The following is a 16,899-nucleotide window of genomic DNA, read 5'->3' on the forward strand; positions in this document are numbered from 1 at the left end:
TTTATTTTTCCTTTCCATTTGATGCGATAACCTTTTTATACCAATTAAAAGAATCTTTTCTTTCACGAGAATAATCACCCGTTCCATCATCAAATTTATTCACATAGATAAAGCCATAGCGCTTTGCCATTTCTCCAGTCGAAGCACTGACTAAATCAATACATCCCCATGGTGTATAACCAATTAAATCCACACCATCTTCAACTGCATTCTCCATAGCTTCAATGTGACTACGCAAATAATCAATACGATATGTATCATGAATCTTACCATCATCACTTCTCTTATCATATGCGCCTAAGCCATTTTCTACGACCATAATTGGAATTTGATAACGATCATAAATCTCATTCAAACTATATCGAAGCCCATCTGGATCAATTTGCCATCCCCATGCAGATACTTCTAAGTAAGGATTTTTTACGCCCCCCGCCAAATTACCTTCTACAGTTTCAACATCATCATGTGTAGTAATACAAGACGACATATAGTATGAACATGTATAAAAATCAACCGTTCCCTCTTTTAATATTACTTTATCCATTTCGCTGATTTTTAAATTTACGTCATTATCTTTAAAGAAACGATTCATATAAGAAGGGTATTCACCACGAACTTGTACATCCGAACAAAACCAATTCAATACACGATTGTGCCTTTGATTTTCTAAAACATCCAAAGGATCACAAGTTCTAGGATATGATGTTAAGAAAACATTCATATTTCCCATCTTAAATTGAGGATAATTTTTATGTGCATATGCAACAACTTTTGCGGATGCGACTAACTGATGATGTAAAGCTTCAAAACGTGTTTGTGGACTACAATCTGCCTCTACAACAGGACCATTATAATCTTTGACACATCCTAAAGATAAAACCGTACCAAGCTTTGTAATCCCACCATTGATTTCATTAAATGTTAGCCAATACTTCACTAAATCTTTATATCGATCAAAAACCGTATAACAATATTTTTCAAAAAGAAGAATCACCTCAACACTTGCCCAACCATTATACTTTTCAACTAATGCATATGGCATTTCATAATGACTCAAAGTAACTAAGGGTTCAATTCCATATTTTTTACATTCTTTAAAAACATCCTCATAAAATTTTAAACCTTTTTCATTTGGCTCTTCTTCCATTCCCGTTGGATAAATTCGAGTCCAATTGATTGAAGTTCTGAAAACTTTAAAACCCATTTGGGCAAATAGTGCGATATCCTCTTTATAATGATGATAAAAATCAATCGCTTCATGACTTGGATAAAAGGTATTATCTTCAATTTTCGTAGTAATTCGCTTTGGATTTGACTTTGTACCATTTGTACACAGATCAGCAACTGAAATTCCTTTTCCATCTATGTTCCATGCCCCTTCAAATTGGTTAGCCGCACAAGCTCCACCCCATAAAAACCCATCTTTAAAAGCCATCATCATCACCTCTATTTTTATTTCTTTCAATCATATAAGCTTTTTCTTTCGTAATTTTTGTATTACTATCAAAATTATATTTATACAAAAAAGAAAATAAACAATCTAAAACAAAATGAAAAGCACTATATATTGCAAAAGTATCGATTTTTGCCTCATACGAATTATTTTCTTCAATATCTACTAAAATTACTTCTTTACATTCACGTGCTACTGTACTGTTTGGAGTTGAAGTCATACCAACTGTATAACGCCCCTGTTCTTTTAGTAAATTCAAACTCTCAACAACATCTCTATTTTCACCAGATAAAGAAATCACTAGATTTACAGTATTTTCAGTCCCAGCTAAGGCATAACCAGGCAAAAAGCATGCTTGTTGCGTTAAATTTACAATTTTACCAAAACGTAGCATCTTTTGTTGAAATTCCATAGCTACAGTCACAGATGTTCCTACACTAAATATATTAATCATATCTGCTTTATCCATTCTTCTAACAATACGATTAAGCTGATTGTAGTTAAAACAAGAAATAGTTTTCGCAATCGTTTCCTGGTTCAACCTTTCCAATTGTTTAGCAATTTGTTCATACGAATCTTCTCCTGTAAAAGGGTAATTTACATTAACTAAGCCTTTTTTTTCGTATGCTTCATATTCTGAATTGAATAAGATTTGAAACTTCTTATATCCATCCAACCCTAATTTGTGGCAAAATCTAGTAATGGTAGACGTTGATGAATATGTAACTTGAGCAAGAGAAGAAATAGACATATTTTTTACTTCATATCCATTCTTTAACAAATAATCTGCAATACTTTTTTCAACATCCGTAAATTCTTCTTGTTTTATTATTCTCTCGATTATCATAAAAAGCTCTCTCCTTTAGTTATTATAAACACATCGTAATATTAACTATATTATAGCAAATATAATAACTAGTATTAAGGAGAGAACTTCATTTAATTTATAATAGTTTTAATCAAATTCCTTAACTTTTCCACTCTTTAATAAGACCGATGTTGTTATAAATCCAACTAAAATTGCGGTTACAATTCCAATACAATACATTGGGAAATTTACACATCCTAGCCATCCGCTAAATGCCAGAATTCCTGAAAATGCGAAGTTTGTAGCAGCAACTTTACCAATCCCTAAAATCAAACCACCAACAGCTCCTGAAACAATCATAGATCCAATTAGCCATTTACTTCTTAAAATAATACCATAAAGTCCAGGTTCTGTAATTCCACATAAAGCATTTGTGAATGCTGCAGATCCAGCAGTTGCTTTGTCACCAGCATTTTTAGCAAATAATGCTACAGCCAAACAAACACCTAACGCAGCATAGTTTCCCATACCACCAGCAGCTAGAGCAGGTTCAAATCCTTGTTCTGCCATAACACCTAATAAAATTGGAGTAATGGCCCAATGCATACCAAGTAGAATAACCAAGGAGAAGAACGCTCCGAATACAACACCTACTAAAATGGTATTTCCACAAATCAAGTTATAAACAGCTGTAATACCGTTCGCAATCATTCCACCAATTGGTCCAAACACTAAAATAGTTAACGGAACAAAAACAACTAAACATAATAATGGCAATAGAATAAATTGTGTAATTTCTGGAAGAAGTTTCTTTAAAGTTTTTTCAAAATAACTCATGAAAAAGATTGCCAATAAAATAGGAATAAATGATCCTGTAAAGTTATATGCTGTAAAATTAATTCCTAATAAAGAAGCTTTTTCACCTGTCACTAATAAATTTGAAACACCAGGATACATAATAGCAGCACCTAAAGTAACGGCTACATATTGATTACATTTAAAGTGTTTTGCAGCTGTAAATGCTAATAGGATTGGGAAGAAGTTGATTAATGCATAAAAAATCGCATAGAATGTTTGATATGTTAGTCCTGCACTATCTACAATACCCATATTTGCTAATAAACCAATAATACCTGATGCGATACCACCAGTTGCTAAAAGAGGAATATATGGTGCATATACGTCAGACATTAATCTAGAAAATCTGTCTAATAAACCTACTTTTTCTTTGGAATCAACTTCCTCAGAAACCACCAATCCTTTTTCTTTTAATTCAGGAAGATCCATCAATTGATTATACACATCTGTAACATGAGTACCAATCAAAACCTGATAGTATCCAGAACTCACTAAAGTTCCAAGTACTCCCTTCACATTTTTCAATGCTTTCTCATCAAATTTACTACCATCCTTTAATGTAAAGCGTAATCGAGTGGCACAATGAATACAATTTTCGATATTACTTGTACCTCCAACTCCTTTAATTATTTCTTGAATCAAAGTTGAATAATCTTTCATTTTCTTCTCTCCTTTACTATTCTAATTTTCTAAATATTTAAAGCATTCACAAAACCTTCATAGTTTGCGTTCATAATGCTTGATGGTTTTATACAATCCCCTATCGCAACTGTATCTCTACATATACCATAGAATTGTTCAACTAAATCAATCTGTGGCAAAAGTCCCGTCGATAAGATTAAATTATCGTATGTAAAAATTTGTTCTTGTCCATTTCTATCTTTATACAAAATTTTTTCATCCTCAATCTTTGTACAACTACAACTTAATAAAGAATGAATGTTATCATGAAGTAAGAATTTTTGTCTTAATGCCTCGCGATACAATGAATTCGCATTGGCAGCTAATAAGTCTGTTACTTCAATAATAGAAACATCTTTCCCATCTTCTGCAAGCTCTAAAGCAATCTCACAACCAATACTTCCACCACCAAGAATTGCGACCTTTTGACCTAACATATCAGGATTCATAATCGCATTTGTTGCCAAAACAACTTTTTTATTGTCAATTCCTGAAATAGGAAGAATTCTTTCTTTTGCCCCAATCGCAATTAAAATGGAGTCTGGATTCAGTGCTTTCACCATTTCTGGAGTAGCTTGTGTATTTAATAACACTTGAATTGGACGTTTATCAATCTGTGTACGATAATACTTCAATAATCTTTGAACTTCTTCTTTATGTTTCTCACTCGCAATTACTTTTAATAAGCCACCTAAAGAATTACTTTTTTCAATCAATGTCACATCATGTCCTCGATCTGATGCAGTTATAGCTGCTTTTAATCCTGCTGGACCAGCTCCAATAATTACAACATGTTTCTTTTCAATAGCTTTTCCAATACATCTATTTGACGGGATAAAATCTTCATTGTGATATCTAGGATTTACAGAGCATCCTACATTCCAATGATCGGTCGCAATATGATAACAATTTGAGCAACGTAAACAAGGTACAATATCTTCTGGATGCCCTTGCATTGCTTTTTTCGGCCAATATGGATCAGCTAATAGTGAACGTCCAAATGCCACCATATCCACATATCCCTTCGCAATAATTTCATCCGCCATTTTTGGTGTCAAAATTGCACTTACCATAGAAACTGGAATGTCTAGCTCTTCTTTAATTTTCTTCGCATATTTTAGATTTGGCATTACTTCCTCTAAATTTGTTGTAATACAATGAATATTTGACTCAAATATTTTATCAATACCTGAAGAAACCTGTACTGTATCTACATAATTTTGAGCCTTTTTCAAAAAGTATAAAACATCTTCAAAATCAATTGAATCATCAATCCATTCATATGCACTAATGCGCATATCAATTGGATAATTAGTTCCAACTGCTTTTCGAATGGTTTCTAGAATTCTTAATGGAAAACGACAACGATTTTCAATACTTCCTCCATATTCATCTGTTCGATGATTATAATGTGGAGATAAGAATTGAGCTGGTAACCATCCATGACCAAAATGTAAGAAAATACTATCAAAGCCAATCTTCTTTGCACCTTGTACTGTTTGTGCAAACCAATCCAATGTTTCCTCCATCATTTCTTCGTCCATTTCTTTAACTTCTACTCCATCTGAACGAACAAATCCACTTGGCCCTTTTGCATAGTCATGTACTCGTGCATCTTGACCTCCATGGAAAATTTCAATAGAAGCTTTAGCTCCACCTTTATGAATTTTCAAGACTCTTTCTCTCGTCTTTTCTCTTTCATATTTCGAAAACAAATATGGCTCATCCGGACTGGCAAAACTTGATTTGCCTGGCTCTACAATTGCATGACCTGCAATAACCAAAGCAGCGCCTCCCATTGCCTTTTCTTCAAAGTCATCTCCTGTAGGGGTCGCAATAATTCGATTTTTTAAAATCATTCCATTAATATTAATTGGTTGAAATAAATGATCGAACATTTCATTTCTCCTTTCTCTGTCATCACGCAAATTCATCATAAAGTGCATAAAACCCTTTTTCAACATGTCCAGTTTGTTTAGAAAATTATTTTCTTTGCTTAACAATTCAATCTGTATTTTATGAAAATTTTTACCAATTGTTAGTGCTTACATAAATAATTTGCCTAAAAAAACATCTGTTTCTAAATTCACAGATGTTTTATATATATAAAATTAATCACTTATTCATTATGGCTTCTTCTTCGATCATTATCACTTATATTATAATACTCAGATTTACTCTTATACATTCGTTCATCAGCTAACTTACTTATTTCATAAACCGAATCAAAAGATTGTTCAGAAGACTTGACGACACCATACGATACAGATATCGAATTTGAGTACTTACCATGCCAATCCGAAATAGTCGCATCAAATACTTGTAATATAGAATCTATATTCGATACAGATTCTTGAATCAATACGACAAATTCATCTCCACCAATACGATAAATTTTTCCATAAGAGGCAAACGCAAACTTCATGCAATTGGCAGCCGCACAAATAAGTTCATCCCCAGCACTGTGTCCAAGCGTGTCATTCGCTTTTTTTAATCCATTTAAATCCAAAGATATATAAGCCCACTTCGTATTTAAATCCAACTTTTGCATATCCGAATCATAGGCACGTCGATTGAAACATTTCGTCAATTCATCCGTATTTGAAGTATACATATACTTTTCTTTTTCATACTTCTCTTTTAATACTCTAGAAAGCATTAAAACAAGTAAGCATGAAGCTAAAGTCAAATAAATACCGACAATCAATATCGCAACAATATTACTTGAAGAATTTACAGATTCTTCCATAGTTACGGCAACCAAATAATTGCCATGTTTTCTAGATATACATTTACATTTTTTATGATCCAATACGATTCTTTGCATCTTAGATGATGCATTTACATTCGTTAATGTATTTCCAATCTTTGTACGATTTGTAGCACCCTCAATTTTTTTTGTTGTAGTATTCACGACAAAAATTTCCATCCCTTTATATACAGGCATGTCGGCTATGACATTTGAAATTTGGTTTTGTTTCAACTCTTTTAAAAGACGCTTTGGCGTAATACCCACTTGAACCATATGCGTTTTCGACTCATTCCAAGTAATCGCATACATCATCTCTTTAGCTTCAGCCGTATTCGGTGTAACATCCTGACATAATGTTAAATCATAATTGTTTAACATCTGTTTAAAGAAAGCCATTTGTTCACCTGAATCAAAACTATATCCAAAATATTTAGGTAACGAACCCGAATAGATCGTTCCCGTATCATCAATAAAATGAATTTCATCAACAGACATTAATCCTGCAATCTTTTGAAGTTCATCGACATCATATTCCACTTCCGGCTTAGCATCTACAATATAAGATATGGCCTTAGCACGAACAATATAATCATCTTTTAAAGATTTTACGAATTCACTTTCACTCGACTCATTCTTATCTATTACCGCAATCACTCGATCTAATAATACATTGGATGTCGTTTGTGCATTTTTATCGTTCACATATTTAAGAATACACGTTTCAAGTATAAGAGCTACGGCAACAATGGTGATTGAAAGTATTAAAATTTTTCTCTTTCTCATACTTATTATTGTAGGTTATATTTTACAAAAATAAAAGTGGCATTTGTTATGCCACAATCTTTTGAATCGATTTTTTAAGCTCTTCAGCCGCCTTTTTTGTATCATCCGCATCCATAATAGCCGATACAACACAAACACCTTGAATAGGACTCTTTTCTAAAACAGAAAGATTATCTTTATTTAATCCTCCAATCGCACAAACCGGAATATTGACAGACGAACAAATGTCATTCAGTGTTTCGACACTTGTAATCTTCGTCTTAACATGCGTCTTTGTCGGATAAATAGCACCACAACCCAAATAGTCAGCCCCATCGGCCTCTGCATTTTTGGCAACTTCTACTGTTTTTGCGGTAGCCCCAATAATACAATCTTTTCCCATGATTTTACGCGCTACAGAAATTGGCATATCTTCATTTCCTAAATGAACACCACATCCTACAGCCATGGCGATATCAATTCGATCATCAATAATTAATGGGATATTATAGGCATCCGTTATATTTTTTACCTTTAATGCCAATTCATAATAGTCTAAAGTCGACTTATTTTTTTCACGAAGCTGAATGATTGTTGCACCACCCAAGCAAGCACCTTTTACTTTATTTAAAAATGTTTCTTCATCCATACCATCTGAATTGGTAATAAAATATAATGTATAATCTACTTTTTTCATCCTAACACCTCAATTTTAAACAAAGATTCATCAAAACTAGTAAGCTTATAAATCTCATCCATAAAATGCATATGGAAAGTTCCTGGACCAGAACATTCTGTTTTTTCAGCAGCTACCTCATAATAACAAGTTGCCTTAACACAAGCCAATAATGGAGAATAACTAGCTAAAAAAGTCGCAATCGCAACATTTAACATACATCCCGTTCCTGTGATTCTTGAAAGCATTTCACAACCATTTGAGATCAAATTAACTTCTTTACCATCTGTAATGACATCCACCTTGCCGCTACAAACAACTACACAACCTAGATTTAAAGCCATCTCTTTTAGCCACTTACAACTTTCATAGATATTCTCTTCATCTTGAATATCTGCATCTACGCCATGCGCATGACTTGTCATTCCATAAAAAGCTTTGCATTCACTAATATTACCCTTAATAACGGTTGGACAATATAAAGAAACAAGTTCCTTAGCATAATTCAATCGAAGTGTTGAACAAGCCACTCCAACCAAATCTAAAATAAATGGAATTTTATTTTCTTTAGCACATTTAGCACTAATCATCATAGACTTAGCTCTTATATCATCAAAGTTACCTAAATTTAATGCCAAAGCACTTGAATTTGAAGTAATCGATTCAACTTCATCCGGATGACAAGCCATAATAGGCTTTGCTCCCAAAGCTAATATAAGATTAGCACAATCATTGATTGAAATCGGATTTGTGATACAGTGAATCAAATTATTCGTTTGTTTCAACAAATTTTTGCACTCCTAACTTTCTTTGAATATTTTCTAGGATTCCACTACGAGACATTGACTTCAATAAAACATACGCAATACTTCCACCAATAATTGTACCCATTAAAAAGCTAGGCACATAGAACATCCAAGTAAGTCCCGTTCTACCCCATAAATATGTCATTACTGGATATGAAAGAACAGAACCAATTAAACCTGTACCAATGACTTCACCAAGTACGGCAGCCCAAATCTTTCCTTTACTTACACGATATAAGATTCCAGATAATGTAGCTCCAAAAATAGCGCCAGTTAAAGCTAATGGTGGAATTCCCATAACTGTCATACGAATTAAACCAATAGCTAAAGCACAAAGAAATGAATACCAAGGCCCCATAAATACAGCCATTGTGATATTAATAAGATGTGCCATAGGACACATTCCTTCCACACGTAATATGGGTGAAATGACCACTCCAACAGCTACCATCATTGAAAAAAAGACTAAGCTTAATAAGTAATTGTGTTTATTCATAATACTACCTCCTACAGATACAGATGGCCTAGAAAACACGCAAAAAACCATCTGTGGTTTCGGTATTAGACAAACAGTCCTCTCTCATCCTGTCAATTCAGGCTCCCTCGCTTGTTTTCTATACTCTAGGCGCTCCCCTACAGTAAGGCAATAAAATAAAAAGACCTGCAACGTAAAAAGACAGGTCAAAAAAACATCTATACTTCCTACGCCGGCATTATCCGTCAGGTTTAATGGGTCGAAGTCGTACTTCCTCTCAGCAATAGCTCCCCAGATTTATTTACTACATTTAGAATTTTAGTACAAAACACACTAAAGTGCAAGCCAATATGTAATCAATCATGAAACAATACAAAAATTAATTCTTATCTATCTTCTTATTCTATATGTTGTATTTATTATTCAAAACCATCCTATCTCAAGATAATTAATGCTTATTTTAGCTTTTCAACAACTTTTAAAAACTTCTTCTCATTCATAACATCATTCGTTACATAATCACCATTGTAAAATAGCGCATATGTGGTGATAGGTGTTGGCGCATTTTGCGCCTTTTCTTTTGTATCTAGATGAATCGCTTTAAATTCTATATTCATTTCTTTAGACAAATTTTCAATGATTAGAACATATTTCGCATTAAAAGGACATTGGCTTGTATAATATAAGACAAAACCAGATTCAGATATATGACAATTCTTAGCACAAGATTTAAATTTTGGTAAATTAGAATCATTAAAAGCTAAATACCATAATTGAATACCATTATTCGCTTCATCACACACTTTAAAACCTTTATACGCAAGAAATTTAGGATCGGCAAGATACGATGTTTTCTTTTTGGTAGATAGAATACAAATTCCATCCATACCCTTCTTCTTACTATCCTCAATACACATATTCAATAATTCACTCGAATAGCCATGACCTTTTAAAGAACCAGCGACCCATAAACAATCAATATACATATAATTATCTGCATCAATTGGAATCCATGCATTCTTTGCGGGAATATACTCAATAAAACACTTTCCCCTTACACTTGATTTAAGAAAGACAAGTCCACCCTCAAAACGATCACTTAACCAGTCTTTCTTTGATCTTACTTGAACATCTGAATTACTACTAATGGCGCAACAAATGTGTTCTTGTTCTATATTTTCTTTTGTCACATATACATAATCCATTTTAACCACCTCAAAATCAGTATACTAAAAGGAGTTGAAATCAATCAACTCTTTGTTAATATTTAACCAGTTTCATTTTCCTATAATAAGTTGAAATTATATCATTACTAGATATTCCTGTAGTTTAGTGTAAAAAAACGTTAAAAATACACCAAAAATTACACGAATATTTTGTAAATAATCACACTAAATGACACGTACTAAGAAAAAGGAGTTGAAATCCATCAACTCCTAAGTGTTTTATTTATCGAATTTAATAGCAGCCTGTGCAGCAGCAAGTCTTGCGATTGGTACACGATATGGTGAACAAGAAACGTAGTTCAATCCAACTCTATGACAGAATTCAATGCTTGCTGGATCACCACCATGTTCTCCACAAATACCTAATTTAATATTTGGATGAGTACTTCTACCAAGTTCTGTAGCCATCTTAACAAGTTTTCCAACACCTCTTTGATCTAAGTGTGCAAATGGATCTTGTTCGAAAATCTTCTTGTCATAGTAATCTTGTAAGAATCCACCCGCATCATCTCTTGAGAATCCAAATGTCATTTGTGTTAAGTCATTTGTACCAAATGAGAAGAATTCAGCTTCTTTTGCGATTTCATCTGCCAATAATGCAGCACGAGGAATTTCAATCATTGTACCAACATGATATTTCATATCGAATTCGGATTCTTGAATCAATTTGTCAGCTACATCACATACAACCTTTTTAACATAACGAAGTTCTGCAACATCACCAACTAATGGGATCATAATTTCTGGTTCAATCTTCCAGTCTGGGTGTCTTTCATTAACAGCTAAAGCAGCCTGAATCACTGCCGTTGTCTGCATTTCAGCAATTTCAGGATATGAAATAGCCAATCGACATCCACGATGACCCATCATAGGGTTGAATTCGTGTAAGCTAGAAATAACAGATTTCAATTCATCCAAACCAATGTGCATATCCTTAGCTAATTGTGTAATATCATAAGAGTTTGTAGGTAAGAATTCATGTAAAGGTGGATCCAAGTAACGAATTGTCACTGGTAATCCTTGCATAGCTTCATAGATTCCTTCAAAGTCACTTCTTTGCATAGGCAAGATTTTTTCTAATGCGACACGTCTTTGAGCTGCAGTTTTACTAACAATCATTTCACGAACCGCTTTAATACGATCACCTTCAAAGAACATGTGTTCCGTACGAACTAAACCAATACCTTGCGCACCAAATTCATGTGCTTGTTTTGCGTCATGTGGTGTATCTGCATTAGTACGAACTTTTAATGTACGTCTTTCATCCGCCCAATTCATGAAACGTTCAAAGTCACCTGAAATACTTGCAGGAACGGTTTTAATCGCACTACCATAAATATTTCCTGTTGAACCATCTAAACTGATCCAATCTCCACGGTGATATTTCACACCATCAATTTCAAAATATCCTTCATCATCATGCATATTAATATCGCCACAACCACTTACGCAGCAAGCACCCATACCACGAGCTACTACAGCAGCATGACTTGTCATACCGCCACGTACAGTTAAGATACCTTGAGATACGTGCATGCCTTCAATATCTTCTGGACTTGTTTCTAAACGAACTAAGATTACTTTGTGGTTACGACTTGCTTCTTGAATTGCTTCTTCTGCACTAAATACAATTTGTCCACAAGCAGCACCAGGGCTTGCTGGAAGTGCAGTCGCAATTGGTTCAGCTTTCTTTAATTCATCCGCATCAAACATTGGGTGAAGTAATGAATCCAATTGTTTTGGTTCTACCATCATTAAAGCTTCATCCGTAGTAATCATACCTTCATCCACCATGTCACACGCAATCTTTAATGCAGCTTGTGCTGTACGTTTACCATTACGTGTCTGCAACATGAACAATTTACCTTTTTCAATTGTAAATTCCATATCTTGCATGTTACGATAGTGAGTTTCCAATTTCTTAGTGATTGCGACAAAATCATCATATGCTCCAGGAGCTACTTCTTTTAATTGGTCGATCTTTTGAGGTGTACGAATACCCGCCACAACATCTTCACCTTGTGCATTCATTAAGAATTCACCATATAATTTATTTTCACCAGTACTTGGATTACGCGTAAAGGCAACACCCGTACCACAATCATTACCCATATTACCAAATACCATCATCTGTACGTTAACTGCAGTTCCCCAGCTTGATGGAATATCATTCATCTTACGATAATAGATAGCACGAGGATTGTTCCAAGAACGGAATACAGCCTCAATAGCACCCATCAATTGTTCTTTAGGTTCTTCAGGGAATTCTGATTTTAATTCATTTTTGTAGAATGCCTTAAACAATTCTACCAATTTTTTCATATCCTCTGCATTTAAATCTAAATCATCCGTAATGCCTCTTTCAGCCTTTACTTCATCAATGATCTCTTCAAAACGCTTTTTACTCAACCCCATTACAACATCTGAATACATTTGAATAAAACGACGATATGAATCGTATGCGAAACGCTCATTATTAGTTAAGTTAGCCACAGTTTCTGCAACTGTTTTGTTCATACCTAAATTTAAAATAGTATCCATCATACCAGGCATACTTGCACGTGCCCCTGAACGAACAGATACTAATAAAGGATTGGCTTCATCCCCTAATTTCTTTCCAGATTTCTTTTCTAATAAATCTAGATACTCCATGATTTGAGTTTTAATACCATCATTGATAGTTTCATTATCTTCATAATATTGGTTACAAGCTTCTGTAGTAATTGTGAATCCATAAGGTACAGGCATTCCAAGTTTAGACATTCCAGCTAAATTGGCACCTTTTCCACCTAACAATTCACGCATTGTTTCATCGCCTTCATTAAATTCATAGACATATTTTTTATCCATAATACTTTACCTCCTTTTGTAACCGTTTACATGTGTAAATTATTATAACATACAAAATTACATAATGATAGTTTTTTTTGAAATTTCACAAATAAAAAACCTATCAGTTTTAACCAATAGGTTTATCCACGCTTAACAACCGCACTTTTTTGTCTAAACGCAATACCAATCTTTACAATATTTTTAACTCCAAAATCCTTTAATTCTGTATCATATTTCATATCATCAATCTGTCTAAGTGCACTATTAGCCAATGAATCTAAATCAACATTTATATCTTTTGTATGTTTAAACTCAAAGATAAAGCCAGGCATTTCCTTCATCATCGGCAATAATTCAACATCAAACCGACCTAGTCCTGATTCTCTATTTGATCTTACCTTATATTGACTTCCTAGTACAGCACATAATCCAAGCATCATTCCGTGATAGAATGCTTCATTAGCCCCATCCATCGTTGATATACTTTTTAACATAAAATCCTCCAATAACGACTGCAGTTTACGTGTATCTTTAGAAAAGATAGCCTGATGAATTGAAATTGAAACATTATTTTGATTTGTGCGATTCAGCACTTCCTTTTCATATACATATAAAATTTCTTTATTAGGAATAGCCACATCACACATATAATTTCCATCATTTTGCGGATATATCGCCGCCACCTTTAGATAACCCGCAACCAATAAGAAACTATATATACTATAAGGATTAGTTTGAACCTCAGGATATATTACACTAGTATCTACATAAGTTGTGATTGTATTTCCACAAAATAATTTATATAAATTCTCAGTAATTTCAGGTGTTGCAGTTCCAATAATTTCACCAATAATATCATTACTACCCGTTGATTGCCAAAAAGCTTTTGGAAAACATTGATCCGAAATATAATTGATCACAGACCAAGGATTAAATATCTCCGAACTTCCAAAACGATATCCATCATACCATTCCAAGATTTCTTGATATTTATCTTCATATTCATAATATGCAAGCATCTCTTTGATTTCTTCATTTGTGAAACCAAAATATGAACTATAATTATCATCTAATATCGAGTTGGTTTTTAAATTGTTCATTCCACTAAAGATACTTTCTTTCGCAACTCTTAGAATTCCAGTTAAAAATCCAAAAGCCAAATGTGGATTGTCTTTTAGACCACCCGAAAAGAAATTGCGCATAAAATTAACAATTTCGTTATAAAAACAACAAAGATGACCTTGTTGAATTGGTGTATCATATTCATCAATAATAATGACACACTCTTTATCATAATGTTTATGAAGCAATAAAGATAAAAGTTGAAGCCCTATTTGACAATCAACCTCATTTATACTATTACTCGCAAATCGATGATACTGTTCTTTTTCGTATGAGCTTAGTACAGAACTACTTTCCAATTCATCATGACGCATAAACTCTAGAGAAATTAATTTACTAATTTTTTGAAAAGTCTCTTCCCAACTCGAACATTTAACATCTTTAAAAGACAAGAATATCACAGGATATTGACCTTGATGTTTTGTGTAGTATTCCCCACACTGCCATATATACTTATCCTTAAAATAAACAGATGTATCTTCCGGTGTTTTTTCAAAAAAAACACGCAACATATCCATATTTAATGTTTTTCCAAAACGCCTAGGACGCGTAAATAAAGACACCATCGGTATCGCATTCAAAAAATCACGAATCAATAAAGTCTTATCTACATAGTAATAATTCGTTATTGCCGACTTAAAATCAGATACACCGATGGGCAAAGGCTTTTTCGGACTTAAAATTGCATTATCAGGAATCAGCCAATTGCGTCCATCCTTTATTGCACCAACTATTTCTTTTTGTTTACACATCTGCTGAATTCTACGAGTCGATACACCCATCTTTTTAGCAGCAGACTCACAAGATATATAATCCATAAAGCACCTCCTAAACATCTTTATATTCTAAGTATATCTGTTTAAGCGAAATACATCAACTACATTTCGTTTGTGTTTCGTTTGAAAACGAAAAAAATTAGATAATAAAAATCAAGCCTAATTCATAAAATTTTGTGTCTTTCCATGAAGAACACATTTTTTGATGATTTTCCACGACAAAAAGATTGGATTTCTCCAATTTTTTAAATTTTTGTTTATAATGTATTTAAGACTACCTTTCATATGTGGTCTTGTTTTTGCATATACCGTATATTATTTTTAACAGTTTGGCGGTACATGCGGTTTTGGCAGCTTTCGAATTTAGCGGGTTCGATTGCTGCTTTTTCTTTTGATAGAATCGATTCACTGGATTATCTTTAGCTCCTCTTATAGAACATCCTACAGCCAAAAACAATAGACACCTTAGATATTTATTTCCTTTTTTGGATATCTTTAAATGTTTTCCATCCTGGTCTCCTGACTGATATATATGCGGATCCAATCCTGCATATGCCACAAGTGCTTCTCTTGATTCAAATTCTTCTATATCTCCAATCTCTGCAATGATCCTTGCAGCAAGATTGGTCCCTATTCCATCAATGCTTAAAATATATCTATATTCTTCTAAAGTAGAAGCAACTGTTATCATTTCATTCAATGTTTTTTCACATTCCCTCTGTGTTTCGATTACCTTATCAAGTAATATTTTAAATATTTCAACTTCTACATCATCCTTTTCACATCCGGGATATGTCTTTTTCGCAAATTCTATTATTTTTAATGCATATTCTAAAGATACCTTATGAGTATGACATGTATTTTTCTCAAGATATCTGGCAACTGTTTCAGCCTTCTTGTTCTTCAATAAATCCGGATGTGGATATTTCTTTAGGATTGTCATTGGAATATCACTGTATCCATCCTTAAATAAATCAAGATATCCCGGAAAACAGATGCTTAACTGATTTTGAAATGTAACCTTGTATTTTCTAAGATGATTCAACTGATCTTCATACAATCGATTCTTTTTCCTGAGCCAGTTATATGTTTCATCCTTCTTTTTTAGTTCCATCATTTCTTCTTTATCATAATAAACTTTTGAAATAGATATTGGATCAAGCTTATCCGTCTTCTTATTATGTATTTCTTCTTTCCGTTTTCTGGCAGATTCTAAAGGATTGATCATATATGTCTTTATACTGTTCTTACTTAGAAATCTTTCTAAAGGTTTTGTATAAACACCGGTTGCTTCAAATACGGCACATACCTTTTCATTGGTTTCAGCTTCCAGCTTTTGAATATCTTCTAGAAGTCTTTTGAATCCTTCAATATCATGATCAATTTTCTTTACTTTACCAAAACGTTTATTGTTCTTGATAAAACACATGTAATGACTGTTTCCATTGGAAACATCAATGCTTACAATTGGACCTTCCATACAATACTTCCTGGTCATTAAACAGTAGAGATAACTTCCAAATTTCTGCTCCATATTGTTTCGTTTTACATACTGACTTGATTCAATTACCGTCTTTTTAGATATAAGCTTATTCATAAACAGAAATAGGAAGAATGACGTTTTTTTTCACTGACTCAAAGGTCTAAAAAGAACCACGTCATTTCTTCTCTA

12 protein-coding genes and 1 riboswitch are annotated in these 16,899 nt (G+C 33.4%); all 12 genes read right to left on the reverse strand.

Going from position 1 to position 16,899, the window contains the following annotated elements:
- Position 1: 1 nt before the first annotated feature.
- On the reverse strand, positions 2-1,435 hold the full coding sequence (locus EUBIFOR_RS06405; protein ID WP_040466265.1) for a glycoside hydrolase family 1 protein: 1,434 nt from the start codon (positions 1,433-1,435) through the stop codon (positions 2-4).
- Entirely contained in the window at positions 1,425-2,300 is an 876-nt protein-coding gene (locus tag EUBIFOR_RS06410) for a MurR/RpiR family transcriptional regulator (protein ID WP_003865163.1), read from the reverse strand. The genes EUBIFOR_RS06405 and EUBIFOR_RS06410 overlap by 11 nt, the downstream gene beginning before the upstream one ends.
- Positions 2,301-2,408: 108 nt before the next feature.
- Positions 2,409-3,779 carry a PTS transporter subunit EIIC gene (locus EUBIFOR_RS06415; RefSeq protein WP_003865164.1) on the reverse strand — a complete coding sequence of 457 codons (1,371 nt, stop codon included), beginning with the start codon at positions 3,777-3,779 and terminating at the stop codon, positions 2,409-2,411.
- Between the two features lie 29 nt (positions 3,780-3,808).
- A complete protein-coding gene (locus EUBIFOR_RS06420) occupies positions 3,809-5,698 on the reverse strand; it encodes an oxidoreductase (protein WP_050755950.1) in 1,890 nt (629 codons plus the stop codon).
- Positions 5,699-5,919: 221 nt separating this feature from the next.
- On the reverse strand, positions 5,920-7,335 hold the full coding sequence (locus tag EUBIFOR_RS06425; protein WP_003865166.1) for a GGDEF domain-containing protein: 1,416 nt from the start codon (positions 7,333-7,335) through the stop codon (positions 5,920-5,922).
- Between the two features lie 46 nt (positions 7,336-7,381).
- Positions 7,382-8,011, reverse strand: a complete 630-nt coding sequence (thiE, locus tag EUBIFOR_RS06430) for a thiamine phosphate synthase (protein ID WP_003865167.1) — start codon at positions 8,009-8,011, stop codon at positions 7,382-7,384.
- Positions 8,008-8,778, reverse strand: coding sequence for a hydroxyethylthiazole kinase (thiM, locus tag EUBIFOR_RS06435; protein WP_040466266.1), 771 nt, complete (start codon positions 8,776-8,778; stop codon positions 8,008-8,010). Before thiM ends, thiE begins: the two co-directional genes overlap by 4 nt.
- The gene (gene thiW, locus EUBIFOR_RS06440; protein ID WP_040466267.1) at positions 8,759-9,292 is read right to left on the reverse strand and encodes an energy coupling factor transporter S component ThiW; all 534 of its coding nucleotides are present in this window, start codon (positions 9,290-9,292) and stop codon (positions 8,759-8,761) included. The genes thiM and thiW overlap by 20 nt, the downstream gene beginning before the upstream one ends.
- Positions 9,293-9,478: 186 nt before the next feature.
- A riboswitch (TPP riboswitch) is annotated at positions 9,479-9,575 on the reverse strand.
- Positions 9,576-9,726: 151 nt separating this feature from the next.
- Positions 9,727-10,476, reverse strand: coding sequence for a GNAT family N-acetyltransferase (locus EUBIFOR_RS06445; protein WP_003865170.1), 750 nt, complete (start codon positions 10,474-10,476; stop codon positions 9,727-9,729).
- Positions 10,477-10,716: 240 nt separating this feature from the next.
- Positions 10,717-13,347, reverse strand: coding sequence for a pyruvate, phosphate dikinase (ppdK, locus tag EUBIFOR_RS06450; protein WP_003865171.1), 2,631 nt, complete (start codon positions 13,345-13,347; stop codon positions 10,717-10,719).
- A gap of 122 nt (positions 13,348-13,469) precedes the next feature.
- Positions 13,470-15,269: an AAA family ATPase gene (locus EUBIFOR_RS06455; protein ID WP_003865172.1), complete on the reverse strand. Its 1,800-nt coding sequence runs from the start codon at positions 15,267-15,269 to the stop codon at positions 13,470-13,472.
- 232 nt (positions 15,270-15,501) lie between these two features.
- Positions 15,502-16,707 carry an IS110 family RNA-guided transposase gene (locus EUBIFOR_RS06460; RefSeq protein ID WP_040466268.1) on the reverse strand — a complete coding sequence of 402 codons (1,206 nt, stop codon included), beginning with the start codon at positions 16,705-16,707 and terminating at the stop codon, positions 15,502-15,504.
- Between the last annotated feature and the right edge of the window lie 192 nt (positions 16,708-16,899).

This window comes from Holdemanella biformis DSM 3989 (genome assembly GCF_000156655.1).
Lineage (GTDB): Bacteria > Bacillota_I > Bacilli_A > Erysipelotrichales > Erysipelotrichaceae > Holdemanella > Holdemanella biformis.